Raw genomic sequence first — 26,873 nt, forward strand, 5'->3', positions numbered from 1 at the left:
GCGCGCGCGTCAACCGCTCACGATAGTTGTCGTCGACCGCTCAAGATAATTGTCGTCCGCCAGATTGAAGAAGCTCCTTGCCGAGAGAGACCTGGACCTCGAGATCCTCAAGGAGATCAACGCAAAAAAATGGTGAGCCCGCTGGCTCGGCGTGAGCAACTGGCCTTCGTGCGCGCACGGGGCTTGAGTCTGCGCCGCGCCTGCGGGCTCATCGGCATGTCACGCGCCACGCCCAGCTACGAGCTGCGCCTGCCCGCCAAGGATGCGCCGGTGCTCGCGGCGATGAAGGCACTGTCGGCCCAGTATCCGCGCTACGGCTATCGCCGAATTCGCGTGTTCCTGCGTCGCAGCGGCTTCGAGCTGAGTTGGTCACGCACACATCGCCTGTGGCGCCAGGCAGGCCTGCTGGTGCCCCGCAAGCGGCCACGCAAGCGCATCGCCTCGGTGCGCCCGCGCATCCACACGCCGTTCAAGGCCAACATGGTCTGGGCCTACGACTTCGTCTTCGACACCACGGCCAGCGGCCAGCAGATCAAGTGCCCGACCGTGGTGGACGAATACACCCGCGAGTGCCTGGCCATCGATGTGGCCGGGGCCATCCGCTCCAAGCGGGTGATCGAGGTGCTCTCGCGCTTGGTGAGCTTGCATGGTGCGCCGCTGTTCATGCGTTCGGACAACGGGCCGGAGTTTGTCAGCCAAGCCATCCTGGAGTGGATCTCAGGCTCGGGCATTGCCACCGTGCTCAACGATCCCGGAAAGCCTTGGCAGAACGGCACCGACGAGAGCTTCAACGGCAAGTTCCGCGACGAGTGTCTGTCCATCGAGTGGTTCCGTTCGCGCCGCGAAGCCGCTGTCCTGATCGAAGCCTGGCGCAATCACTACAACGAGGTACGTCCCCACAGCAGCCTGCAATACTTGACCCCGGCGGAGTTCAAACTCGAACTCCGCAAAGAACTGCAACCCGCCGTCTTCTAGGAAAAACTGTCTCGATTAAACCGAGCAGGTCAATCGCAAGAACGATCACTTCGATGACGAGGACGATGCCGAGCCAGATCCCGTACTGGACCCACTCACTCTTGCGAATCGCATCCCAAAGCGGCCACACAAGGCAAAGCGCTCCCAGGGCAACAAGCGCGGTCCAGAGCCAGAGTAGCTTGTCGCCCTCAGTCCTATAAAGCCGCGGCGAAGTGGTTACGCCTATCCGCTGGGCGAGGCTATGCATCAGAAATCACTTGGCAGGCAACAGGCGTCGTGATCGCGGAGTTTGCTCAGGCAATTTTTTCCAGCTGGCTTTGCAGCCATCCAAGACGTACTCTCACCTCTTCGACCGCGGCCGCCTGGGTGAGATTCATGGAGCGGAAAACGTCAAATGTGTCGCCATTGGTCTTGGGTGAATTTCCGCCTAGGGATTTTCTGGTACAGATGACAAGTTCGCGCAAAGCATCTCGCTTGTCCAGTTTCAGAGATCGAAGATCCAAGTAAGTGACAACATTAAACCTCTTATCGTGGGCGTGCACTCGAACAGCGGCAGGAAAAAAATACTCTTCTTGGTATTCGGGGCTGACGAAGCGATCCCACGAGCGCAGTGAATACCATGAGTTCACGCGCTTCACATCGCGATCCAGATCAGCAAATTGCTTGCTGAGTCCCTCGAAAAATGGCGCAAACCGAGCCTGCTGGCGACATTCGTCCCACAGCATCGAACGAGTGCGATAGAGCTTGAAAAGCGCCATTCGAGCGCGCCCCTCCGCGCTACGTGTATCCGCCGCCAACTCCTGCATCAGTTCAAGAAATATTTTTCCCTTTGGCCGAGCCAGATCACACATTGCCTCGATTGCATCTTGATGACGTGCTGCCACCGATGTGATCAGTTTGTTCGTACTGGAGGTACTCGCGGATTCTTCGTCTTGATCTTGAACTGCTTCCCTGAACTCCCTTAAAGTGCGTTGAACATCTTCGGACAACACAGAGCTGTTTTCTTGCTCCAACAGAAATCCGCTCAGCCAGCTGTAGCCAACAGCAAGCCATTCTGGGTCGTCGGGCTGCGCTTCGAACTTGTCGAGGAAGATATAAATTCGCCGGAAAGACGGAAACAGTTTTTCTAGCCGTTGTCTGTACTTCTTCAGTTGCTCGCGAGATTGCGGGGCGCCAAACTTGTTTTCTACGGCAACGCAAAGCTTTGTGGTTGGATCGATGATTGCGACGTCAAGTGAGCCCCTTGCGCCGCGGCTAGCGCTCGCTCGTGCGCCGGTTTTAGTTTTGGCATTCACCTGCAGTTCGGTGTTGACGACCAGTCCCGACAGGGCGAGCTGATGAACGTTATGAGGAAGTAGAAACTCTCGATCCGATCTTGAGAGATGCTCCACTTGCCCAGTCTTCCCAGCAAAAACAAGCAGTGATCTGAGCGCTCTATCGCCCAGACCATGGCCTTCGGATGGATCCAGCAGCCAGGCGAGAAGCCTAGAGACGTTGATTTCACGTGGTGTGCAAATGCTCAACGCCTGTCGCCGTGCGGTAAGCGCTAGAAGTTCGTGGACCTCGGCATCCTCGAAGAGAGATCCAGCATGGCGTGCATAAACTCCGGTCAAAATTGCTCCTCCAACGTTGTTTTTTGTTATCCAACAAGCTGTGTCGGCTATTGAGCATTTCTGCCTGCTCGCCCCCAGTCAAGTCGTACTGCGCCGTGACGCGTCGCCAACGAAGTGCTTCGCGATTTAACGCTTCGTGCGTTTTGGGCCGATGTAAACCACATACAGTGGCTCGTTTGCCCGAATGGGCCACGAATGATGGACTCTGATCTGTGGCGTCTTGACCTTTCCATGCCAAGGACAGAAGAGGCTTTCGCCCGCGACAGATGGGTGCTTGAACGTCAGCTCACTTCTGAAGTCAACCTTTTCCGCATCCGAAGAATCTGAAAACCAAGCCTTGTCCCCGGTGAAATGGTCTTGGTACAGCTGCTGTCCCAATGCCGTTCTCTGGCCAGTGCCTTCAAAGGCGCGGAGCATTTTTTGCAGTACATCGAGCAAGTTGAGGACCTGCTTGGCCGCGCCGTCCACAAAGGGATGCCCTCTGAGCTCCAAGAAACAGTCGCCGGAGAAATGAAGTGCGTCGAATTGCTGAGTGCAGACCGCTTCGAGTTGCTCCCACGAAGTCAATGAAGCAGGGGCCTCCTTCAGCAACGTTTCCAGTTCGTCACCATCCCAATGGTTGCGGACGTCCACAACCTTGGATTCTCCATTTCCGGAGGACCAAGTCACCGGGAGAGGCGATTTTTCGAAGCTTGAAGGCACCAAGCTAGCCATACGTCGTTCTTGACCACGCATGTTTCCAAAGGCCGCCTCACCCAAGGCGGTGTCGGTGACCACGCCGCCGTCATATTCCAGGTAGTCGTCCTCAGAATGAAGCCGATTCGTGTCCCAATATGGACCTTGACGAGTCAGCCATTGCATTAGGGCCTGGCCTTTGCTCTTCTCGAGAGCCTGAATGACCTGTACCAGCGTCTGATGGTGTGTGACCTGAGCCTGCGTCAGATTTTTGTGGCAGTACAAATCCTTGCCAAAGCGTTTGGCGAGTTGCCGAAGCTGCATTACGCGTTCAATGGCTCGACTGAAGTCCGGAACATCTTTGAACTGGCCATGAATCGACAGATCATTGAGCAGTAGGTCCACGTCACTGCCCCCAACCTGCAAAGTGAGATGAGTCCTTATCGAACTGATCGAAGAAACCTTCCGGCCATGCGTCGATACCACCGTTGCTATCGATTTGCGGCGTGGTCACTTGAGCCCCACCGAGCGAGCGCGGACGAAAGAAGTGAAGTGAGACCTGACCTTTATCGAGGCGACCAGCCTTTACGGCACGCCGGATCCCACTAAGCACATGGTCACTGTGAGTCTCGATGATCAACTGCACACCGCTGCGTGCGACCTCACTCAGGAATTGACCCATCTGCGCTTGCCCCGACGGATGTAAGTGCACCTCGGGGTTCTCGATCAATAGCAGATCGCCTTTCGATGCCGAAAGCGCAGCGACAACGATAGGTAGCACCTGGGTGATGCCAAACCCCACGTGAATCGGCCTATGGAAATCAGTATCGTCCGAAGTCCGGATGCCAAGCGAGACGGCGTTGGCATCCGGGATCTGCTGCACTGCGAGTGCGCAACCCGGGAAGAACGATTTCATTCTGGCCTCAACCTGGCGCAGGCGCGTTGGGGGAACATCAGGCAAGGAAAGCGCTTCACTGACCTTCGCGTCCCGGCCCAAGTGAAGCACACAGACGGCATGCTCACCAGCGGGGCCTACGACTGGAGCTGCCTGGGGATCCGCCAGCATATAAAACTCTCTTGGTCCGATACGCTCAGCCGTGATGTACGTGAGACCCTTCAAGCGGGACGTGACCAGTTCGGGGGCTTGGCCTTGGCGGAACGGAAGCAGATGCTGAAGCATCTGCGGGTCATCGGATTTTTGACCGTTTACTTCGATGGTCTCAACAGCCATAGACATGTCCGGCCTTTCGCCAGAGAAAGTCCAGCGATAGTGGTTCTCGTCGAAATGCAGGCCGATCTCACACCCTCGTCGGCCATTGACCTTGTCCACGACGTCGGCCACGGTACCAAGCTTGATGGCACTTCCATTCAACATCAATCTTCGTGACCATTCGTGCTCTCGCATCGTCTGATGCAGCAGCGTCAGTGCCTGCAGGACTGATGATTTGCCTGAGGCATTGCCGCCGGAAAGCAAAGTCAGATCGCTGAGGGGCAACCTCAACACATCGAAGCACTTGAAAAAATCGAGATCAATTTGTCGGATCACCGAACACCTCCCTCAACATCGCCGCAAACATTTTGAACCTCTTCTCTACACGATTCACTTGATTGGTGCCTAGTGTGATGGCCTCGTCGAAGGCCGGGTCCTTCATCAACTCGAAGAAACCTTCATGAACTCGATCTGCAAGAGCTTCCACTCTGTGTTCGGGATACAGGGAAAGCCCAGTGGTCATGACATCCCAGAGCGAAGCGTTGAAAACGCTTCTGGGCTGCTCCCTTTGGACATGTTTGCGAAATGCGTGCTTCCCAAACACAGTGAGGTTGTTTCGCATACTGGTCCGAAACTGGGCTGCCAAATGCGCTAGCTGGCTATCCGGTGCCTTATTCATGACTCGAAGTGCCTGAGCCAGAAACTGGTCCATGTCGCCCTTGTAGCTCTCCGCAGGCAAGATCTGGAAAGCGCAAAAGCGATTGATCAACTCTCGATCACGCATTGTTTCGGACTTCAGGCTGCCACCAGTGACTTCCAGAAAAAGAGGTTCTTTGGCCTCAGTCCGAAGAAATCGAGTTGCATTGCCCGTGAAGAGGCAGTTGCGCATCTGTTGGCGCGTCAGGGGGACGCCGCTGTTCACTCGCTCGAAAATGTCAAGCAGCGCTTGCGCGGGGACCTTCGCATCGATGACGTATAGGATCAGATTGCAATCGTCGATGCGGTTTTGTAGTTTCGGTGACAGATCCTGGAAACGCTTCCTGTCGAGTTCTGGCTGGTCAGGGAGCTTGAGTTTGAGATCCCCATTCACAAACCGCTGAAAGGTCGACAACCTTTGCAACCCGTCGACTACGATCATCTGTCCCTCAGGATTCTCAGCAAGGTAGAAGACGGGCAGCGGTATTCTCATCAGCACAGATTCGATGAGCTTGCTTTGCTTCTCATCAGGCCAGATAAAGTCCCGCTGGAACTCAGGGTCCATTACGAACGAACCCTTCTCGATACGGCGAAGGACATCGTGTACCGTACGGTTCTCGTTTCTGATCAGGACGGTATCAATCGGGTATTCACCCCAAGACGCCACTTCGGCAGCAGCAAGTCCCTCGATTTCCTCATCGCCTGGGTGGGAAACAATATTTTCCATCGGGCTCCCTTGTGCATGTGCCATAGATGTGCATAGCCGGCGCGCTGAATTGGACGGCATTTATGCGTTATTCGACCTGAAGAACCAGCCGGTCTTCATCGGCTCGTAAAGCGCCAGGTTGGCGCAACAGCTGAAATAGTGAGATGTTAACCGCACAAGCATTAAAGTGCACCCTATTGCAGGTGCTTGCCCCTAACGCATCGACCAACTAGGCCGCCCTTGTGCCACTTTAGAAATAGGTGGATTCGCCTTCTTAATTGCATCTCCAATACCTGCTTTTGCTTGCGCCTTTCGTTCCATCGCTAAACTCAGATTGACGCCGAGTTCGATCCATCGCTTAGCGTGCAAAGGCGGCACAAGAACCTCCAACAATCTTTTGCCGAGCGTATCGATCACATCGCGCGTAAACTGAATTGCACGCAATTGCTGCCTCACCACAGGCAAATTCATAGCCAACAACAAACTTTCCGGTGATATTGGCGATCCAGGTTTTACCCGCAGTCGATAGATACCGCCACAAATAAGCGCATCCCCGTCGTCTTTCCCGACAATTGCGCTGGAGAGGGGGTTCGGCAATCAGAAGGGCCGAATTGGTTTTTTTTGCTTGAGCGGTGAGAGATGTCATGAGCTGGAAATTCGATCGACGTCGACGTCCGTTCCCTGCTATCGAGCGACAGAGGGCGGTTTCCCTCCAACTGTAACGGCAGGCAGCCCCTATGAAGCTGCTGACACACCGTTTACTCAGGGTCAAGTGCGTCGCTGACCACAAGCGCGCAGCTTCCCTTACGCGGCGTTGTCGAATCTGTGGGATGGTCAGAAGGAAGCTGATTGCGGTGACGACGGGACAGGTGCGTCCGCGGACGGCCTGAGGTACGCCACACATGCTCTCGAACGCACGCGACGCCCGGTGCTGCGAGCCTGCGAGAGCAGCGAGCAACACGCACGCTCGCCATCAAGTCAATTTACGACTTGATCAGATGTTCCCTGGGTTGAAGGAATCCTTCCTCATAGTCTGATGCACTCCGATCAAGATCCAGCGAGAGTGGGCCACTGCAACGCGTCAACACTGCGCCCGTAATAAGGAATCAACTTTGGGCGACGCATCGGCAAGAGAGTCCGCCTCAATCACGCTCCTCTCGATCGCCCTGCTGTCGCAAACTCCGTATTTGGAGATAGTTCCAACGTCTTGCCTGCGGCCAGGTCATCCAGCAGATCCGCCCACAACTGGATCATCTTGCGCCGCTGATTCAGGAAAGTGGCGCGGTCATAGGCGCTACCCAGTTCCTCATCGGAGCCATGTGCCAGATGCCGCTCGATCACCTCACGGTCCGACCCCAACAGCTCGCGAATCAGGGTCCGGGCCGTGGCGCGGAACCCATGGCCTGTGATCTGTTCCTTTGTGTCATACCCCAACGTGCGCAGCGCACTGTTGATGGTGTTGTCGCTCATGTAGCGCGTCTTCTCGGAACGCTTCGACATGCTGCGGAAGATCGGCCCACTGGGACCGGTCAGAGGATGGATGTCGCGCAAGATTTCGACTGCCTGCGTCGGCAGCGGCACCAGGTGCGCTGGCGTGCGTACATCGCGCTTCTTCCACTCCCGCAGCTTCATCTTCTCGGGCGGGCAACGCCACAGCGCCTGATCGAGATCCACATCTTCCCAGTGCGCCAACCGCAACTGACCAGGACGCTGGAACAGCAAGGGCGAGAGCTGCAGGGCCGCGCGCGTGATGACGTTGCCGTTGTAGGCGCGCATGTCGCGAAGCAACTCGCCGAGCTTCTGCGGGTCCGTGATGGCTGCATAGTGGCGCGTGCGAGGTGGCGGCAGGCCAGCCGTACGGCTGTTCACGAAGTTCTTGGCCGGCTCCAACGCCCCCACATCGACGGCGTACTGGAACACGTGCTGCACGGCCTCGCGAACCCGCTGCGCCGTCTCCAGATTGCCGCGCTCCTTGATGCGGTGAAGGCATCGGACCACCTCGGTCGGCAAGATGGCCTCCATGGCCAGCGCACCGATCCACGGGAAGATGTGCAGTTCCAGGTGGCGCATCACCTTCTCGGCATAGCCGGCGGACCATGTCCGGTCTTTCCACGCCTGTGCGTGCCAGGCGCGGGCGGTGCGTTCAAAGGTATTGAGGCGGGCAACGCGAACGCGCTCTTCCTCCACGCGACGCGCCTCCCGCGGGTCGACGCCCTCGGCGCGCTTCTCAGCCTCGGCACGCGCCTTCCTGCGCGCCGTCGCAAGCGTCACGACCGGGTAGTGCCCGATGCTGAGCTTGGCCTCCTTGCCATGCCGCTTGTAGCGATAAACCCACGCCTTGCCGGTCGGGCGCACGCGAAGGTAGAGACCGTCGCCGTCCGCCAGCAAATATTCCTTGTCCCGCGGCGCTGCCGCCTTGATCTGAAGCTCGTTGAGTTGCCCCATGGTGTACCCAAAATCGACTGCGATTGAAAAGCAGTCTGGGGTACACCGTGGGGTACGCGCAAGAACGGGACTCTGTGAGATTCGGTGATGCCGCTTGAGCCGCCTTTTTGAGGCTAAGTCCTTGATGTACAAGGGCTTTTGAGCTGTCTTGGGATCTACCGAGAAAGAAAAATGGTGGCCTGGGGCGGAATCGAACCACCGACACGCGGATTTTCAATCCGCTGCTCTACCAACTGAGCTACCGGGCCATTGTGTGCAGCCCTAGATTATACAGCGCTTCTGCGCCCTCTTGAAAGATCGACGCCAAGTTGTTTGAGCTTGCGATAAAGATGGGTGCGTTCCAGGCCGGTTTTCTCGGCGACGCGGGTCATCGAACCGTTCTCCATCGCAAGGTGGAATTCGAAGTACGCCTTCTCGAAACCGTCGCGCGCATCGCGCAGCGGGCGGTCGAGGTCGAAGCTCTGCGTCGATTGCGGACCGGCATCGGGCACCGGCACCGACGCCAACGATGCCATCAGCAGGCTGTCGCCGGTGGTGGTGATCGCAGCCGCCTGGTGGCCGCCGGCCGGCGTGGGCACCACGCCGGCCGCGGCGCGCCGTGCGCTCTCGCGTGCGAGCCCCTGCTCCACCGCCTTGAGCAGCTTCTGCAGCGTGATGGGTTTTTCGAGAAAGGCGAAGGCGCCGATGCGCGTCGCGTCGACTGCGGTATCGATGGTGGCGTGACCGCTCATCATGATGACGGGCATGCTCAGGAGGCCGGCGGTGGACCACTCCTTGAGCAGCGTGACGCCGTCGGTATCGGGCATCCAGATGTCGAGCAATACGAGATCGGGCCGCGCGCGTTGCCGTGCGGCACGTGCTTCGGCGGCGTTTTCCGCGAGCTCCACGTTGTGGCCTTCGTCATTGAGAATTTCGAAGAGCAGGTCCCGGATGCCCAGCTCGTCATCGACCACGAGAATGTTTGCCATGAGTGCTGCTTGTTGTATGCGCTGGTAGGTGTTGGTCCGCTGGCCCGTCCAGCGCCCTCGCGCTGGATTTCGGTGGCGCTCAGGCGGTGGAAGACTTCGAGTCTTCGGTGTGAGCGGCCGCTGCCCGCGGCTCGCCTGCCAGCGCGAATGATAGCGAGACTTGCGCCCCTGCCACAGCCCCGTCGACAACGCGGTTGGAAAGCTCGATGCGCGCGCCGTGCTCATCGGCGATCTTCTTGACCACCGCAAGCCCCAAACCGGTACCTTTTGTTTTCGTCGTGACGTAGGGCTCGAAGGCGCGCTTCAGGATATTTTCTGCAAAGCCCGGGCCGCTGTCCTGCACCGTGAGTCGCACGCGCTGGCCCGAATCGCCCAGCCGGGTGCGGATGACGACCTCGCCCGCCCGCCCCGTGCTGCTGGAGGCAGCCTCGGCGGCGTCCTGTGCGTTCTGCAGCAGGTTGTGAACGACCTGGCGAATCTGCTGCTCGTCGCCGCGGATCGGCGGGCAGCGCACGTCGAGCTCCGAGCGCAGCACGATCGGCAGGTTCTCGGCGTGATAGAGCTGCAGCACATCGGCCAGCAGCGCATTCAGGTCGACCGGCTTCAGGTCGGCCGCGGGCAGCCGCGCGTAGTCGCGGAATTCGTTCACCAGCCGCTTCATCGCATCGACCTGGTCGACGATGGTCTTGACCGACTTCACCAGGATCGCCTGCTCGGGCGCCGCCACCTTGCCCGAGAGCTTCATCTCGAGCCGCTCGGCGGACAGCTGGATCGGCGTGAGCGGGTTCTTGATCTCATGCGCCAGGCGCCGCGCGACCTCGCCCCAGGCCTGCGCGCGCTGTGCCGACACGATCTCGGAGATGTCGTCGAACACCAGAAGCCGCGCTGCGCCGGGCAGTTCCGCACCGCGCGCGACGATGTTGATTGCACCGTCCTGCTGCGGCAAGTCCATGCCGGTGGCGTGCAGCTCGAAGGCGTGCTGCCAGTGGTCCAGGCCGTGCTGCATGCGCTCGACCTGGAACTCGTCGAACTGCTGCTGCACCTTGGCGCCGAAGTCCGCCAGGCCTGGCACGTCGATGAGCGCCTGACCTTCGTAGGCCGCGAGCGGCGCGCGCAGCACGCGGGTGGCGCCGGGGTTGGTCGAGAGCACGGTGCCCTTGGCGTCGAGCACGATCACGCCCGAGGTCAGGTTGTCCAGGATGGTCTGCAGGTTGGCGCGGGCCGCGTCGAGCTGGCCCATGGTCTTTTCGACCGCGCCGCGGGCATCGGCCAGCTGCTGCGTCATGACGGCGAACGAGCGCGTGAGGCCGCCCAGCTCGTCCTTGCCCTGCAGCACGGCGGTCGGCCGCAGGTCACCGGCGGCCACCTGGCGCACGCCATCGGCCAGCACGAGCAGCGGGCGCGCGAGCTGGTTGCCGAACAGCACGGCCAGCAGCACCGCACCGAACACGGCCAGGAACAGGCTCAGCGTGAGCGTGCCGATGTACATGCGGCGCAGCCCCCCGCGCGCGAGCGCCCGCTCCTGGTATTCGCGATTGGCTTCCTGCACGTCCAGCGCGTTCTTGACCACGGCCGCCGGCAGCGGCCGCGTGACCTGCAGGTAACGCGGCGCGGTATCGAAGTCGAAGCCGGGCCGCTGCACCATCGCGAGCGCACGCACGCTCGCCACGGGCGGCGTTGCGCCGGGCGCGGCAGTTTCGTCCAGGCCCTCGACGTGCGCGAGCGGTCGGTCGGGGCGCACCTGGCGGAACTGCTGCGCGGTCGGCCGCTCGGGGTTGAGCTGGAAGCGCGAGGTACCCGCGCCGGCGATGAGCTGGCCGGACCCGGTCCACAGCACCACGTCGCTTGCCTCGAGCTGGTCGCGGATGCGCTCCAGCGCAAGACCGGCGCTCGCATCGGACACCGACGACAGCTGCGCGCTGGCGACGCGGGTCTTGGCCGCGAGGTCGTCGGAGAGCGAGTCGAGCGTGGCGCGGCCGAGGTTCAGGCCGGCATCCAGTGCGCCTTCGACCTTGACGTCGAACCAGCTCTCGATCGAACGCTCGACGAACTGATAGGACACCACGTACACCAGCGCCCCCGGGACCACGCCCACCAGCGCGAAGATGGCCGCCAGCTTGATCAGCAGCCGGCTGCCGAACTTGCCCTGGCGCAACCGCCGCAACAGCCTGAAGGCGACCCAGCCGATGACCAGCACCAGCAGCACCGCCACCACCACGTTGATGCCGAAGAGGCGCACGTAGTAGCGCTCGTACAGCTCCCGGTTGTTGGTGGCCTGGGCCAGCAGGAACATCAGCACCAGGCCGATGGCCGTGACCATCGCCGCGCCGACGCCCACGGCCCAGCGCATCGCACGCGAGCGGCGTGCGGCGGGTGTGGCCGCTGCGCCGCTGCGCGGTTTGGTGCTCACCGCTGCTTCTCCAGCGCGAGCTTCGCGGTGCGCTCGGCCGAGATGTTCCAGTCGGCCTGGCCGACCACGCCGATCTGGAACGGCCGCGGCAGCTGCGAGGTATCGAGGCGGAAGCGGAACGTCACCTGGTGCAGCGGGTCGTCGCCGATCTCCGCGACGTCGCCCATGCGCAGCCGGCCGATGCGCTTGATGGCTTCCAGCGCATCGCCGAGAGTGTCGAAATTCTGGTTCAGGGAGATGCCGAAGCCGGCCGCGCCTGTGATCGGCACCGGCGAGACGTTCAGGCGCCAGCGACGGGTGAGCGGCTGGTAGGCCAGCCGCATGTGGCGCGTGACCTGGGCGACCTTGCGATCGGTCCAGTACCAGCGCTCCTGGTACATCTCGGCCTCGGCCACGAAATAGATGGCGATGCCCTTGTCGAGCACCTCCTCGACCAGCGAAGGCAGTTCGAACTGCACGCCGGCGCTCAGATAAACGCCGTCGTCGGCCTGCTCCAGGCGCATTTGGGTGATCGCCGCGCCTGGCCGGTTCTGCGCGGCTGCCGGGGCCGGAAGGCACGCCAGCAGCAGCGCCCAGACCAAGAGGAACATGGCCAGCAGGACCGTTCGGCGCGGCCGAGCGGACTCAGCGTTTTTCAAGCAGGGCGTAGAAGAAGCCGTCGTGGTCACCTGAGGGATTGTCCGGGACGCCACGGACATTCCCCCCGCTTTGGGGCAGCAAATGGCCCGGGGACGGTTGCAATCGTGCGTCAGTGTTGTGTGCAAGGAACGCATCAATTTGTTGCGAGCCCTCTTCCCGGAAGACGGAACAGGTGCAGTAAAGGAGCCGGCCGCCGGGCCGCACGAGCGGCCAGAGCGCGGCCAGGAGCGCCGCTTGTTGGGCGGCCAGTTGGGCGGTGTCGCTCTCGCGGCGCAGCCAGCGAACGTCCGGGTGACGACGCACGATCCCCGAAGCGGTGCATGGCGCGTCGAGCAGGATGGCGTCGAAAGGCGTGCCGTCCCACCAGTCGGCGGGGCGCGCGGCATCGGCCACCACCACCTTGGCTTGCAGGCCGAGGCGGGTCAGGGTCTCGCCGATCCGGCGGCTGCGCAAGGCGTCGACCTCGAGGGCGATCACTTCGGCGGCCCCGGGGCCGGCCATCTCGAGCAGGTGCGCAGTCTTGCCGCCAGGGGCGGCGCACGCGTCGAGCACGCGCAGCGGCGCGGCGCCGGGTTTGGCCGGCAGCAGGCCGTCGAGCAGCAGCGGCGCTGCCATCTGCGCGGCCGCGTCCTGCACCGAACAAACGCCGTCGGCAAAGCCGGGCAGTTGCTGCACCGGACGCGCGCGTCCGAGCTGAAGGCCGCTGGCACCGACGCGCGTGGCCGGGAGGCCCGCAGCTTCAAGCTCCAATAGATAGGCAGCAGCCGTGGACTTCTGGGTGTTGACGCGCAAAGTCATCGGCGCCTGCGCGTTGTCCGCATTCAGGATCCGCTGCCAATCGCGCGGATGGTCGCGCTTGAGCTTCTCGATCCACCAGCGCGGATGGTTCCATTGCGCGACCGGCTCCTGGTCGGTGATGGCGACGAGCTCGTCGCGCTCGCGCAGGAACCGGCGCAGGCACGCATTGATGAAGCTGGCCTGCGCCCGGGTCGCCGGGTTGCGCTTGGCCGCTTCGACGGCCTGGTCGACCAGCGTGAAGGGTTCGTAGGGCGCGCGCTCGGCGTCCCAGGCGAGGCCCAGCGCGGCGCAGAGCAAGGCGTCGGGCAGCGGCGGCGGTGTGCGCTTGGCAAGGTGGCGGCGCAGCGCCTCGGCGCGGCCGAGCCAGCGCAGCACCTGGAAGCCGAGCGCCTGCACGCCGGGCCGCAGCGCGGGCTCGACGGCCTCGAACGCGACGGAGCCCGAGGTGCCGGCGCGGATCGACGCGAGCGCCCCCGCGGTCAATTGCAGTTGGCGCCACAAGGGCGGCTGCAGCGAGGGCGCTGCGTTGCCGGGGGAATCGGAAGGTAGTTCGGACAAGTTGGGGCGGATGGTAACGGGCGGGCCAAAGGCACTACGCCGTGCAATGTAAAGAAGGAAACGCGCCTCTCGGCCTCTTAGCGCAGGGGCGCGGCCGGACGCAGACGCACGGCCCATGCCACCAGCAGCGCCGGAAACTGGACGATCGCGTCGTTGTAGTGCGCCACCGCCAGGTTGAACTGGCTGCGCGCGATTTCCGCGGCCGCCGAGGGTTCGGGCCAGGCGATCGGCTCGGGCGCGTTCTGCGCGGTGGCGCTACCAGCTGCACCGGGCTGCATCGGCATCGGCCGCGAAAGCGTGCCGTCGGCATCGAAAACAGTCACCGCATCCGGATGCTGGCGCTGCCAGGCCGAGATCAGCACCTGCAGCGCAGTGCCCAGCGCCGCCATGCCGCCCGCATCGAGCGGATGCAGCCGCGTGGCACCCAGCAAGGTGGCCAGCTGCGTGGTGGCCGCCTGCAGCGGCGCGATCGACGACAGGAGCTCCTGCGACGGCGGGTTCTCTTGCGGCGCGGCGGTGATGCTGGCCTGCACGAAATCGAGCTGCCTGCCCAGCGCCGCGTCGAGCGTCGCATAGGCCTGCAGCACGGCCGCGCGCAGGCGCACCAGCCGGTTGTAGGCACCGACGAACCAGAACAGCAGCACCGCAATGACGATCCAGCTGGCCAGCGATTCGGGCAACACGCTCATCGGAAACGACACCTCATCGAAACACAAAGAAAAACGCCCCCCAACCGGGGGCGGTCGGGGGGCGTGGGGTGCCGGTCATGGCCGGTGATGCTAGCCGGTTATTCGGTCGCGGCGCCTTCGCTGGCGTCGGCCGTGGTCGTCGCATCGCTCGAGGAACCCGCCAGTTCGGCGGCTTCGGATTCGGCGATGGCACGGCGCTCGGCCTCGTCCATCTGGTCCTTGACCTTGCGGGCCTGGTGGTAAGCCATGCCGGTGCCTGCGGGAATCAGGCGGCCGACGATGACGTTTTCCTTCAGACCGCGCAGCTCGTCGCGCTTGCCCATGATCGCGGCTTCGGTCAGCACGCGCGTCGTTTCCTGGAAGGAAGCGGCCGAGATGAACGAGTCGGTCGACAGCGATGCCTTCGTGATACCCAGCAGCAGGTTCGTGAACGTCGCGGGGATCTTGCCTTCGGCGCGCAGGGCGTCGTTGGTGTTGAGCATTTCGCTGCGTTCGACCTGTTCGCCGGAGATGTAGCTCGTCTCGCCGATGTTGTCGACCACGACGCGGCGCAGCATCTGGCGAACGATCACCTCGATGTGCTTGTCGTTGATCTTCACACCCTGCAGGCGGTACACGTCCTGCACTTCGTCCACGATGTAGCGAGCGAGCTCTTCCGAACCCAGCAGGCGCAGGATGTCCTGCGGATCCGCCGGACCGTCGACCACGGACTCACCCTTGTTCACCACCTGGCCTTCGTGCACCAGGATGTTCTTTTCCTTCGGCACGAGGTCTTCCCAGACCGTGCCTTCCGGATCGGTGATCTGCAGGCGGATCTTGCCCTTCGTTTCCTTGCCGAACGACACGGTACCGGTCATTTCGGCCAGCATGCCCTTGTCCTTCGGCGAACGGGCTTCGAACAGCTCGGCAACACGCGGCAGACCGCCGGTGATGTCGCGGGTCTTCTGGCCTTCGACCGGAATACGCGCCAGCACTTCGCCGGGGCCCACGTCCTGGCCGTCGCGGATCTGCACCAGCGAGCCGATCGGGAAGCCGATCGTCACCGAGTGGTCGGTGCCCGGGATCTTCACTTCGGCGCCGGAGGCGTCGATGAGCTTCACCTGCGGGCGAACGACCTTGGCGGCGCCGCGGCGCTTCGGGTCGATCACCACGAGGGTCGACAGACCGGTCACTTCGTCCACCTGCTTGGCGACCGTGAGGCCTTCCTCGACGTTCTCGAACTGCGTCTTGCCGGCGAACTCGGTGATGATCGGGCGCGTCAGCGGATCCCAGTTGGCGAGCACGTGGCCGGCCTTGATCTGCTGGTCGGCCTTGACGGCCAGGGTCGCGCCGTACGGCACCTTGTGGCGTTCGCGCTCGCGGCCGTGTTCGTCATGAATGACGATCTCGCCCGAACGTGCAATCACCACCAGCTCGTTCTTGCTGTTGGTCACGTAGCGCATCGTGGCGTTGAAGCCGATCGAGCCGTTCGACTTGGCTTCCACGCTCGAAGCGATGGCCGCACGCGAAGCGGCGCCGCCGATGTGGAAGGTACGCATCGTCAGCTGCGTGCCGGGTTCGCCGATCGACTGCGCCGCGATCACACCGACGGCTTCGCCGATGTTGATCAGGCCGCCGCGGCCCAGGTCGCGGCCGTAGCAGGTCGCGCAGATGCCGAAGCGGGTTTCGCAAGTCAGCGCGGTGCGGACCTTGACTTCGTCGACGCCCTGGGCTTCCAAGACTTCGATGTTGTCTTCGTCGAACATCTCGCCGGCCTTGAGCAGCACCGAGCGGTTTTCCGGGTGCAGCACGTCGTCCGCTGCCGAGCGGCCCAGGATTCGGTCGCGCAGCGACTCGATCACTTCACCGCCTTCGACGATTGCGCGCATCAGGTAGCCGCCGTGCGTGCCGCAGTCCTGCTCGGTCACGACCAGGTCTTGCGTCACGTCGACCAGACGACGGGTGAGGTAACCCGAGTTCGCCGTCTTCAGCGCCGTGTCGGCCAGACCCTTACGGGCACCGTGGGTGGAGATGAAGTACTCCAGTACGTTCAGGCCTTCGCGGAAGTTCGCGGTAATGGGCGTCTCGATGATCGAGCCGTCCGGCTTGGCCATCAGGCCACGCATGCCGGCCACCTGGCGAATCTGCGCTGCGGAACCGCGGGCGCCGGAGTCGGCCATCATGTAGATGGAGTTGAACGACTCCTGCTCGACTTCCTTGCCGTGGCGGTCGATGACCTTCTGCTTGGAGAGCTTGGCCATCATGACCTTCGACACTTCGTCGCCGGCCTTGCCCCAGATGTCCACCACCTTGTTGTAGCGCTCGCCGGAGGTCACGAGACCGGAGACGTACTGCTGTTCGATCTCCTTCACTTCCTTGGCGGAGCGCTCGATGATGCCGTGCTTCTCGGCGGGCACCAGCATGTCGTCGATCGCGATCGAGATACCGGCCTTGGTCGCCAGGCGGAAGCCGTTTTGCAACAGCTTGTCGGCGAACACGACGGTCTCTTTCAGGCCGCACTTGCGGAACGAGACGTTGATGAGCTTGGAGATTTCCTTCTTCTTCAGCGCCTTGTTGATGTTCGAGAACGGCAGGCCCTTGGGCAGGATCTCGGACAGCAATGCACGGCCCACGGTGGTGTCCACGAGCGAGGTCGACGGCGTGAAGACGCCGGTTTCCTTGTCCTTGGTGTATTCCGTGATGCGCACTGCCACCTTGGCGGTGAGTTCGACTTCGTTGGCGTCCAGCGCGCGCTGCACTTCACCGATGTCGGAGAAGATCAGGCCCTCGCCCTTGCCGTTGATGCGGTCGCGGGTCGTGTAGTACAGACCCAGCACCACGTCCTGCGAAGGAACGATCGACGGTTCGCCCGAAGCCGGGAACAGCACGTTGTTGGAGGCCAGCATCAGCGTGCGGGCTTCCATCTGCGCTTCCACCGACAGCGGCACGTGAACGGCCATCTGGTCGCCGTCGAAGTCGGCGTTGAAGGCCGCGCAAACGAGCGGGTGCAGCTGAATCGCCTTGCCTTCGATCAGGATCGGCTCGAACGCCTGGATGCCCAAACGGTGCAGCGTAGGCGCACGGTTCAGCATGACCGGGTGTTCCTTGATCACTTCTTCCAGGATGTCCCAGACCACCGGCGTACCCGATTCGACTTCCTTCTTGGCAGCCTTGATCGTGGTCGCGATGCCCATGGCTTCGAGGCGCGAGAAGATGAAGGGCTTGAACAGCTCGAGCGCCATCAGCTTGGGCAGGCCGCACTGATGCAGCTTGAGCGTCGGGCCCACCACGATGACCGAACGGCCCGAGTAGTCGACGCGCTTGCCCAGCAGGTTCTGGCGGAAACGACCGCTCTTGCCCTTGATCATGTCGGCCAGCGACTTGAGCGCACGCTTGTTGGCACCGGTCATGGCCTTGCCGCGACGGCCGTTGTCCAGCAGCGAGTCCACAGCCTCTTGCAGCATCCGCTTTTCGTTGCGCGCGATGATTTCCGGGGCCTTGAGCTCCAGCAGGCGGCGCAGACGCGAATTGCGGTTGATGACGCGGCGGTATAGGTCGTTCAGGTCGGAGGTCGCGAAGCGGCCGCCGTCCAGCGGCACCAGCGGACGCAGGTCCGGCGGCAGCACGGGCAGGACATCCAGCACCATCCACTCGGGCTTGATGCCCGACTTGCGGAAGGCTTCCAGCACCTTCAGGCGCTTGGAGTTCTTCTTGACCTTGACTTCGGAGCCGGTCAGGTCGCCGCGCAGGCGTTCGATCTCGCTGTCGAGCTCGATGCCCTGCAGCAAATCCTTGATGCCTTCGGCGCCCATCTTGGCGACGAATTCGTCGCCGTATTCCTTGCGCTTGGCGTCGTAGTCGTCCTCGGACATGATGCCGAACTTCTTCAGCGGGGTCATGCCGGGGTCGGTGATCACGTAGGCTTCGAAGTACAGCACGCGTTCGATGTCGCGCAGCGTCATGTCGAGCACGAGGCCCAGGCGCGACGGCAGCGACTTCAGGAACCAGATGTGGGCGCAGGGCGCGGCCAGGTCGATGTGACCCATGCGCTCGCGACGCACCTTGGTCTGCGTGACTTCAACGCCGCACTTCTCGCAGATCACGCCGCGGTGCTTCAGGCGCTTGTACTTGCCGCACAGGCACTCGTAGTCCTTGATGGGGCCGAAGATCTTCGCGCAGAAGAGACCGTCGCGCTCGGGCTTGAACGTGCGGTAGTTGATCGTCTCGGGCTTCTTCACTTCACCGAAAGACCACGAGCGGATCTTCTCGGGCGAAGCCATGCCGATCTTGATGGCATCGAAATGCTCATCGGGCGTGAATTGCTTGAACAGGTCGAGTAGCGATTTCATAAGACTCTTTCCCTTTTCAAATTAAGAACGCTCGAGCTCGATGTCGAGCCCCAGCGAACGAATTTCCTTGACCAGCACATTGAACGATTCCGGCATGCCGGCTTCGATCGAGTGCTCGCCCTTGACGATGCTTTCGTACACCTTGGTACGGCCTTGCACGTCGTCGGACTTCACGGTCAGCATTTCCTGCAGGACGTAGGCGGCGCCGTAAGCTTCCAGCGCCCACACTTCCATTTCCCCGAAACGCTGGCCGCCGAACTGCGCCTTGCCGCCCAGCGGTTGCTGCGTGACGAGCGAGTACGGGCCGGTCGAACGGGCGTGCATCTTGTCGTCGACCAAGTGGTGCAGCTTCAGGAAGTGCATGTAGCCGACGGTGACGGGACGCTCGAACTGGTCGCCGGTGCGGCCGTCGTACAGGTACGCCTGCGTGCGCGTATCGGTCAGGCCCTTGAGCTTGGCGATGTCGTCCGGGTAGGCGAGCTTCAGCATGCCGCGGATTTCTTCTTCCGAGGCGCCGTCGAACACCGGCGTGGCGAACGTCGCGCCGCTTTGCAGGTTGGCCGCCATGGCGAGCACGTCGGTGTCGCTCAGCTGAGCGAGGTCTTCCGGACGGCCCGAGCCGTTGTACAGCTGCTCCATGAACTTGCGCACTTCGGCCACCTTGGCCTCTTGCTGCAGCAGGTCGCCGATGCGCTGGCCGATGCCCTTGCCGGCCCAACCCAGATGCACTTCGAGCACCTGGCCCACGTTCATCCGCGAGGGCACGCCCAGCGGGTTCAGGCAGATGTCGCACGGCGTGCCGTCGGCCATGTGGGGCATGTCTTCGACCGGAACGATCTTGGACACCACACCCTTGTTGCCGTGGCGGCCGGCCATCTTGTCGCCGGGTTGCAGGCGGCGCTTGACGGCCAGGTAGACCTTGACCATCTTGAGCACGCCCGCGGGCAACTCGTCGCCCTGCGTGAGCTTCTTGCGCTTTTCTTCGAACGCGAGGTCGAAGCTGTGGCGCGTCTGCTCCAGCGAATTCTTGATCGACTCGAGCTGCGAAGCCACTTCGTCTTCCGCCGGGCGGATGTCGAACCAGTGGAACTTCTCGACCGATGCCAGGTAGGCCTTGTCGAGCTTGGTGCCCTTGGCCAGCTTGTTCGGGCCGCCGTTGGCGACCTTGCCGGTCAGGAGCTTCTCGATACGGTCGAACGCGTCGGCTTCGACGATGCGAAGCTGGTCGTTCAAATCAAGGCGGAAGCGCTTGAGTTCGTCGTCGATGATCTGCTGGGCGCGCTTGTCGCGCGTGATGCCTTCGCGGGTGAACACCTGCACGTCGATCACGGTGCCTTGCGAGCCCTGGTCCACACGCAGCGAGGTGTCCTTCACGTCGGAAGCCTTCTCGCCGAAGATGGCGCGAAGCAGCTTCTCTTCAGGCGTGAGCGTGGTCTCGCCCTTCGGCGTGACCTTGCCCACCAGCGTGTCGCCCGGCTGCACTTCGGCGCCGACATAAATGATGCCGGATTCGTCGAGGCGGTTGAGCTGCTGCTCGGCCAGGTTCGGGATGTCGCGCGTGATTTCTTCTGCGCCCAGCTTCGTGTCGCGGGCCATCACCACCAGTTCCTCGATGTGGATCGAGGTGTAGCGGTCTTCGGCAACGACGCGTTCGGAGATCAGGATCGAGTCTTCGAAGTTGTAGCCGTTCCAGGGCATGAACGCGATCAGCATGTTCTGGCCGAGGGCCAGCTCACCCAGGTCGGTCGATGCGCCGTCGGCGATCACGTCGCCCTTGGCGATCTTGTCGCCGCGCTTGACGATCGGACGCTGGTGGATGTTGGTGTTCTGGTTCGAACGCTGATACTTGATCAGGTTGTAGATATCCACACCGACTTCACCGGCAGCCGCTTCGGCGTCGTTCACGCGCACCACGACGCGGGTTGCATCGACGTAGTCGACGATGCCGCCGCGGGTGGCCGTGACCACGGTGCCCGAGTCGACCGCGGAGACGCGCTCGATACCGGTACCGACCATCGGCTTTTCAGGGCGCAGCACGGGCACGGCCTGACGCTGCATGTTGGCGCCCATCAGCGCGCGGTTCGCATCGTCGTGCTCCAGGAACGGCACGAGCGAGGCAGCCACCGACACGATCTGCGCGGGCGACACATCCATGTACTGGATGCGCTCGGCACCGACCAGGATCGATTCGCCGGCTTCACGCGCCGAGACCAGGTCGCCGGTCAGCTTGCCGTCCTTGTCCAGGGCCGCATTGGCCTGGGCGATGACGTACTTGCCTTCCTCGATGGCCGAGAGGTAGTCGATCTCGTTGGTGACCTTGCTGTCGGCCACGCGACGGTACGGCGTCTCGATGAAGCCGTATTCGTTCAGGCGGGCGTACAGGGCCAGCGAGTTGATCAGACCGATGTTCGGACCTTCGGGCGTTTCGATCGGGCACACGCGGCCGTAATGGGTCACGTGCACGTCGCGCACTTCGAAGCCTGCACGTTCACGCGTCAGACCACCCGGGCCAAGGGCCGACACGCGGCGCTTGTGGGTGATTTCGGACAGCGGGTTCGTCTGGTCCATGAACTGCGACAACTGCGAGGCACCGAAGAATTCCTTCAGCGCGGCCGAGATCGGCTTGCTGTTGATCAGGTCGTGCGGCATCAGCGGCTCTTGCTCGGCCTGACCCAGACGTTCCTTCACGGCCTTCTCGATACGTGCCAGGCCGGTGCGGTACTGGTTCTCGGCCAGTTCGCCCACGCAACGCACGCGGCGGTTGCCCAGGTGGTCGATGTCGTCGACTTCGCCGTTGCCGTTGCGCAGGTCGACGAGGATCTTGACCACGGCCAGGATGTCTTCGTTGGTCAGCACCATCGGACCGGTGGATTCGTCGCGGCCGACCTTGGCGTTGAACTTCATGCGGCCCACGCGCGACAGGTCGTACGTGTCCGGGTTGTAGAACAGGCGCTGGAACAGGGCCTGCACCGCGTCTTCCGTCGGCGGCTCGCCGGGGCGCATCATGCGGTAGATGGCCACGCGCGCTGCGAACTCGTCGACGGTTTCGTCGATGCGCAGCGTTTGCGAGATGTACGCGCCCTGGTCCAGTTCGTTCGTGTAGATGACCTGGATGTCCTGCACGCCGGCCGTGCGCAGCTTCTTAAGCAGTGCTTCGGTCAGTTCGTCGTTGGCCTTGGCCAGGATCTCGCCGGAGTCGGCGTCCACGATGTTGCGGGCGATCACGCGGCCGACCAGGAAGTCTTCCGGCACGCTGATGTGCGTGGTGTTCGACTGCTCCAGTTCACGCGTGTGGCGCGCGGTGACGCGCTTGTCCTTCGCGACCACGACCTTGCCCGACTTGTCGGTGATGTCGAAGCGCGCGACTTCGCCGCGCAGGCGCTCGGAGACGAACTCCATCTGCGCGCCGCTGTCCATCAGGCGGAAGTTGTCGTTCACGAAGAAGTTCGCGAGGATCGATTCCGGGTTCAGGCCGATGGCCTTCAGCAGGATCGTGACCGGCATCTTGCGGCGACGGTCCACGCGGAAGTACAGCATGTCCTTCGGGTCGAACTCGAAGTCGAGCCACGAACCGCGGTAGGGAATCACGCGGGCCGAGAACAGGAGCTTGCCCGAGCTGTGCGTCTTGCCCTTGTCGTGTTCGAAGAACACGCCGGGCGAGCGGTGCAGCTGGGACACGATCACGCGTTCGGTGCCGTTGATGATGAAAGAACCCTTCTCGGTCATGAGCGGCACTTCGCCCATGTAGACCTCTTGTTCCTTCACTTCCTTGACCACCTTGGACTGCGACGTCGACGACTCGCGGTCATAGATGATGAGCTGGACCTTGGCGCGAACGGCCGAGGCGAAGGTCAGACCACGGGTCTGGCATTCGCGCACGTCGAAGGCCGGCTTCGCCAGGTTGTACTCGAGGAACTTCATCTCGACAAAACCGTTGTGCGAGACGATCGGGAACGCGGCGTCGAACGCGGCCTGCAGGCCTTCGACGGTGCGTTGTTTGGGGGCGATGCCGGCTTGCAGGAACGCGGTGTACGCGTCTTTCTGCATCTGCAGCAGGTAGGGGATTTCGACGACGCTGTCGCGATTACCGAAACTTTTTCGGATGCGCTTGCGTTCGGTGTAACTGTACGCGGACGATTGGGCCATGAGAGCTCCGGAGCTTGAGATCTTCAGCGACTTGTCAGCAATGCCGGGCGAACGGCACCACTGCTTGGCGGCTGGCCACTACCAGCCGTTGGCGGACAGCGATGCGTTGCACATCGCCCGAACCAAGGGGTCTTCTGCAGTCGGGGTCAGAAGACACTCAAAAAACGCATCGGGATGGCATCTTTTGGGTGCGCTCTGAAAGCGGCAAAGGCTGGAGGGCCTTTTCAGGCGCCTCCAGCCCTCTAGGGGGTCTGAATTACTTCAGTTCCACCTTGGCGCCGGCTTCTTCCAGCTTCTTCTTGGCGGCTTCAGCGTCAGCCTTCGACAGGCCTTCCTTGACAGCCTTGGGAGCGGCTTCCACCAGGTCCTTGGCTTCCTTGAGGCCCAGGCCGGTGATTTCGCGCACGGCCTTGATGACCGACACCTTGTTCGCGCCGACATCGGCCAGCACGACGTTGAATTCGGTCTGTTCTTCAGCCACGGCAGCGGCGGCACCGCCACCAGCGCCGGCCGGAGCGGCCATTGCAGCGGCGCTCACGCCGAACTTCTCTTCGATGGCCTTCACCAGGTCGTTGAGTTCCAGGACCGTCATGCTGTCGAGCGCGGTCAGAAATGCGTCTTTATCGAATGCCATTTTTGTTTCCTAACAATTGGGTTGAATATTTCAAACGCAAGGCTTTAAGCAGCCTGCGCTTCTGCCGGTGCATCGGCAGCGGGTGCAGCTTCGCCTTCGCCACGCTTCGCAGCCAGCGCCGCGAGAACGCGTGCCGTACGGGAAACGGGGGATTGCATCAAGCCCAGCAATTGGGACAGCAGCACTTCCTTGGAAGGGATGTTGGCCAGTTGCTTCACGCCGTTGACGTCCAGGACCTTGCCGCCAAACGCGCCACCGCGAATCACCAACTTGTCGTTGGTCTTCGCGAAGTCGGCCACCACCTTGGCGGCGGCCACTGCGTCTTCGGAAAAGCCGTAGATCAGCGGACCGGTCATCTGGTCACCGACGACTTCGAATGCGCTACCAGCGACAGCACGGCGTGCCAGCGTGTTCTTCAACACGCTGAGGGTCACACCCTTGCTGCGAGCTTCGCTGCGCAGTTTGGTCATATCGGCAACCGTGATGCCACGGTATTCCGCCATCACGAGCGTTTGAGCTTTAGCGGCGAGGCTGGTCACATCACTGATGACCGCTTCTTTCTCACTGCGATTCAGACTCAAGGTCTACTCCTTTTAATGCGACCTTCGGCCGGGGCCTCGGATCGCGCTTCATGCAGCGACCAACTGTTAGGAACAAAAAATCAAATTCCTTGATTCCTTGCAGTGGGGTCGCCATCTGCGCTGGATACCGGAAGGATCGATCCGGCGATTAAGTGCAGCGCCCTGCACACCAGCGGTCTTGGATGGCTCACGGCAACCGAAGCTGCCGCGACCCACCACATCCGCCCTGCTCCTTGCGGAGCCGGGCAAATCTCTTTAGCTCGCCGAGATGGTTTGCGTGTCCACGCGGACACCCAGACCCATGGTCGACGACACAGCCACCTTGCGCAGGTACACGCCCTTGCTGGTCGCAGGCTTGGCCTTGACCAGAGCGTCGATCAGCGCAGCGAGGTTGCCCTGCAGCTTGTCGTTGTCGAACGAGCGACGGCCGATCGTGCCGTGCACGATGCCGGCCTTGTCGACGCGGAACTGAACCTGACCAGCCTTGGCGTTCTTCACGGCCGTGGCGACGTCCGGGGTCACGGTGCCGACCTTGGGGTTGGGCATCAGACCGCGCGGGCCGAGGATCTGGCCGAGCGTACCGACGACGCGCATGGCATCGGGGGCAGCGATCACGACGTCGAAAGGCATGTCGCCAGCCTTGACCATCGCAGCAAGGTCGTCCATGCCGACGATGTCGGCGCCGGCGGCCTTGGCTTCTTCAGCCTTGGCGCCCTGGGCGAACACGGCCACGCGCTTGGTCTTGCCGGTGCCGTTGGGCAGCACGACGGCGCCACGCACGACCTGGTCCGACTTCTTCGCGTCGATGCCCAGTTGCACGGCCACGTCGATCGATTCGTCGAACTTGGCGGTGGCGGCATCCTTGACGATGACGATCGCGTCAGCCAGCGGGTACAGCTTGTTGCTGTCGACCTTGCCTTCGAGCGCTTTTTGCTTCTTGGTGATTTTGGACATTTACACGCCCTCCACATTCACGCCCATCGAGCGGGCAGTACCGGCGATGGTGCGAACCGCGGCGTCCATGTCGGCGGCCGTCAGGTCCTTCATCTTGGTCTTGGCGATCTCTTCGAGTTGAGCGCGCGTGATCTTGCCAACCTTGTCGAGGTGCGGGCGAGCCGAACCCTTGTCCAGCTTGATCGCCTTCTTGATCAGCACGCCGGCGGGCGGCGACTTGATGATGAAGGTGAAGCTCTTGTCGGCGAACGCGGTGATGACCACCGGCAGCGCCAGACCGGGCTCGTAGCTCTGCGTCTGCGCATTGAACGCCTTGCAGAACTCCATGATGTTCAGACCACGCTGGCCCAGTGCGGGACCGATCGGTGGTGATGGGTTGGCCTTACCAGCTGGCACTTGCAGCTTGACGAAGCCGACGATTTTTTTCGCCATGTTTTTGCTCCTTGCGGGTGATATCGCCTTGGCTCTCGCCGCGGCTCCCCGGGGTTAAACGACTCTTCTGCTCAAGGCCGCGCACCGAGTCGGATAGCGCGCAGCCGGAAATGGTTCAGGCCTTCCGGCCCGAGGCTCAGGTCTTCTCGACCTGACTGAATTCGAGTTCGACAGGCGTGGAGCGGCCGAAAATCATGACCGACACGCTGACCTTGCTCTTCTCGTAGTTGACGTCTTCCACCGTGCCATTGAAGTCGGTGAACGGGCCTTCCTTGACGCGCACGAATTCGCCGACGGTGAACTCCACCTTGTGGCGCGGCTTCTCGGTGCCCTGCTGCATCTGGCTGACGATGTCCTCGACCTCTTTCTGCGAGATCGGAGCCGGACGGTTCTTGGCACCGCCCACGAAACCCGTCACCTTGTTGGTGTGCTTCACCAGGTGCCAGCTCTCGTCGTCCATGATCATTTCGACCAGCACGTAGCCCGGGAAGAAGCGGCGTTCGGTCGTGCGTTTCTGGCCGTTCTTGATCTCGACCACTTCTTCGGTCGGGACCAGGATGCGGCCGAACTTGTCCTGCATGCCGGCGCGGTTGATGCGCTCGGTGATGTTGCGCTCGACAGCTTTCTCCATGCCCGAATAGGCATGCACCACGTACCAACGCAGATCTGGGTTGGCGGCGGGAGCCAGGATCGGAGTGTTCTCCTCTTCCGGCGTGGTTTCAACTACGTCGTCGGTCATTGCTTATTTTCTCCAGCCCAGAATGAGGTCGAAAAACACCCATTCGAGCGTCTTGTCGGTGAGCCAGAGGAAGACGGACATGATCGCCACGAAGGCAAACACGTAAGCCGTCATCTGCATTGCTTCCTTGCGGGTCGGCCAGACGACCTTCTTGACCTCGCGCCACGAGTCGCGGCCAAAGGCCCACAACTGACGGCCATTCTCCGAACTGCCGAAGGCACCCACGGCCGCGGCCAGGCCGACCAGCAGCGCGGCCCATTGCACCAGCGAGCCTTGGCGCGACAGCAGGTAGAACGCCACGATGGCACCCACTGCCAGCACCACGGCCGCGGCCAATTTGGCCTTGTCGGCGCCCGTGCTCACGGTTTCGATTTGAGAAGTGGCCATGTTCGGCTGTTTTCCTGTGGTCTTTCGACCTTCAATTCAATGCGTCTCTTGAGACGCCGAAGCCCATCGGGTCACGATGGGCTTTTTTTGCCTCCCGCCGGGACGGGACGGGCTTTTCGGAGGCGCCACCTAGGTGGCAGGGGCAGTAGGAATCGAACCTACAACCTTCGGTTTTGGAGACCGACGCTCTGCCAATTGAGCTATACCCCTCCGGTACTCTTTTCGTTGGGCTTAGATGTCGAGGATCTTTGCCACGACGCCCGAACCCACGGTGCGGCCGCCTTCACGGA

General features: G+C 62.1%; 19 protein-coding genes, 2 tRNA genes and 1 pseudogene. 1 reads left to right on the forward strand and 21 read right to left on the reverse strand.

Going from position 1 to position 26,873, the window contains the following annotated elements; all coding sequences use genetic code 11:
- Positions 1-55: 55 nt before the first annotated feature.
- A pseudogene (locus RT97_RS14115) lies at positions 56-975 on the forward strand (IS3 family transposase); the annotation flags it as partial.
- 293 nt (positions 976-1,268) lie between these two features.
- Here the strand turns inward: RT97_RS14115 and RT97_RS32505 are convergent.
- The 21 genes from RT97_RS32505 to RT97_RS14210 all read right to left on the reverse strand — a co-directional run bounded on the left by RT97_RS32505 (position 1,269) and on the right by RT97_RS14210 (position 26,793).
- Entirely contained in the window at positions 1,269-2,588 is a 1,320-nt protein-coding gene (locus RT97_RS32505) for a PD-(D/E)XK nuclease family protein (protein ID WP_172672205.1), read from the reverse strand.
- A gap of 126 nt (positions 2,589-2,714) precedes the next feature.
- Positions 2,715-3,668, reverse strand: a complete 954-nt coding sequence (locus RT97_RS14120; RefSeq protein ID WP_155403814.1) for a hypothetical protein — start codon at positions 3,666-3,668, stop codon at positions 2,715-2,717.
- Between the two features lies 1 nt (position 3,669).
- Positions 3,670-4,809, reverse strand: coding sequence for a DUF3696 domain-containing protein (locus RT97_RS14125; protein ID WP_042579432.1), 1,140 nt, complete (start codon positions 4,807-4,809; stop codon positions 3,670-3,672).
- Entirely contained in the window at positions 4,793-5,896 is a 1,104-nt protein-coding gene (locus RT97_RS14130; RefSeq protein WP_042579433.1) for a DUF262 domain-containing protein, read from the reverse strand. The genes RT97_RS14125 and RT97_RS14130 overlap by 17 nt, the downstream gene beginning before the upstream one ends.
- Before the next feature lie 192 nt (positions 5,897-6,088).
- Positions 6,089-6,472 carry a hypothetical protein gene (locus tag RT97_RS33145; RefSeq protein ID WP_155403815.1) on the reverse strand — a complete coding sequence of 128 codons (384 nt, stop codon included), beginning with the start codon at positions 6,470-6,472 and terminating at the stop codon, positions 6,089-6,091.
- Between the two features lie 549 nt (positions 6,473-7,021).
- Positions 7,022-8,320, reverse strand: a complete 1,299-nt coding sequence (locus tag RT97_RS14135) for a tyrosine-type recombinase/integrase (RefSeq protein ID WP_042579434.1) — start codon at positions 8,318-8,320, stop codon at positions 7,022-7,024.
- A 172-nt stretch (positions 8,321-8,492) separates the two neighbouring features.
- Positions 8,493-8,568: transfer RNA gene (locus tag RT97_RS14140), tRNA-Phe, on the reverse strand.
- Positions 8,569-8,586: 18 nt separating this feature from the next.
- Complete coding sequence (locus RT97_RS14145) at positions 8,587-9,288, reverse strand: response regulator (protein WP_042579435.1); 702 nt, start codon at positions 9,286-9,288, stop codon at positions 8,587-8,589.
- A gap of 79 nt (positions 9,289-9,367) precedes the next feature.
- Positions 9,368-11,698 carry a sensor histidine kinase gene (locus tag RT97_RS14150; RefSeq protein WP_042579436.1) on the reverse strand — a complete coding sequence of 777 codons (2,331 nt, stop codon included), beginning with the start codon at positions 11,696-11,698 and terminating at the stop codon, positions 9,368-9,370.
- The gene (locus tag RT97_RS14155) at positions 11,695-12,288 is read right to left on the reverse strand and encodes a DUF4390 domain-containing protein (RefSeq protein WP_155403816.1); all 594 of its coding nucleotides are present in this window, start codon (positions 12,286-12,288) and stop codon (positions 11,695-11,697) included. The genes RT97_RS14150 and RT97_RS14155 overlap by 4 nt, the downstream gene beginning before the upstream one ends.
- 34 nt (positions 12,289-12,322) lie before the next feature.
- Positions 12,323-13,648 (reverse strand): 16S rRNA (cytosine(967)-C(5))-methyltransferase RsmB, encoded by a 1,326-nt coding sequence (gene rsmB / locus RT97_RS14160; RefSeq protein WP_042579444.1) that lies wholly within the window; start codon positions 13,646-13,648, stop codon positions 12,323-12,325.
- 122 nt (positions 13,649-13,770) lie between these two features.
- Complete coding sequence (locus RT97_RS14165) at positions 13,771-14,382, reverse strand: LemA family protein (RefSeq protein ID WP_042579438.1); 612 nt, start codon at positions 14,380-14,382, stop codon at positions 13,771-13,773.
- 98 nt (positions 14,383-14,480) lie between these two features.
- On the reverse strand, positions 14,481-18,710 hold the full coding sequence (gene rpoC / locus RT97_RS14170; RefSeq protein ID WP_042579439.1) for a DNA-directed RNA polymerase subunit beta': 4,230 nt from the start codon (positions 18,708-18,710) through the stop codon (positions 14,481-14,483).
- 21 nt (positions 18,711-18,731) lie between these two features.
- A complete protein-coding gene (gene rpoB / locus RT97_RS14175; RefSeq protein ID WP_042579440.1) occupies positions 18,732-22,856 on the reverse strand; it encodes a DNA-directed RNA polymerase subunit beta in 4,125 nt (1,374 codons plus the stop codon).
- A 256-nt stretch (positions 22,857-23,112) separates the two neighbouring features.
- On the reverse strand, positions 23,113-23,490 hold the full coding sequence (gene rplL / locus RT97_RS14180; RefSeq protein ID WP_042579441.1) for a 50S ribosomal protein L7/L12: 378 nt from the start codon (positions 23,488-23,490) through the stop codon (positions 23,113-23,115).
- 44 nt (positions 23,491-23,534) lie between these two features.
- Positions 23,535-24,071 carry a 50S ribosomal protein L10 gene (gene rplJ / locus RT97_RS14185; RefSeq protein WP_042579442.1) on the reverse strand — a complete coding sequence of 179 codons (537 nt, stop codon included), beginning with the start codon at positions 24,069-24,071 and terminating at the stop codon, positions 23,535-23,537.
- A 255-nt stretch (positions 24,072-24,326) separates the two neighbouring features.
- Positions 24,327-25,025: a 50S ribosomal protein L1 gene (rplA, locus tag RT97_RS14190; protein WP_013539106.1), complete on the reverse strand. Its 699-nt coding sequence runs from the start codon at positions 25,023-25,025 to the stop codon at positions 24,327-24,329.
- Positions 25,026-25,457 (reverse strand): 50S ribosomal protein L11, encoded by a 432-nt coding sequence (gene rplK / locus RT97_RS14195; protein WP_013539105.1) that lies wholly within the window; start codon positions 25,455-25,457, stop codon positions 25,026-25,028.
- 136 nt (positions 25,458-25,593) lie between these two features.
- Positions 25,594-26,196, reverse strand: coding sequence for a transcription termination/antitermination protein NusG (gene nusG, locus RT97_RS14200; protein WP_042579443.1), 603 nt, complete (start codon positions 26,194-26,196; stop codon positions 25,594-25,596).
- 3 nt (positions 26,197-26,199) lie between these two features.
- A complete protein-coding gene (secE, locus tag RT97_RS14205) occupies positions 26,200-26,583 on the reverse strand; it encodes a preprotein translocase subunit SecE (protein ID WP_007831049.1) in 384 nt (127 codons plus the stop codon).
- A gap of 134 nt (positions 26,584-26,717) precedes the next feature.
- Positions 26,718-26,793, reverse strand: a tRNA-Trp gene (locus RT97_RS14210).
- Positions 26,794-26,873: the final 80 nt, after the last annotated feature.

Origin of the sequence: Variovorax paradoxus, from assembly GCF_000834655.1 — a bacterium.
GTDB classification, from domain to species: Bacteria; Pseudomonadota; Gammaproteobacteria; order Burkholderiales; family Burkholderiaceae_C; genus Variovorax; species Variovorax paradoxus_F.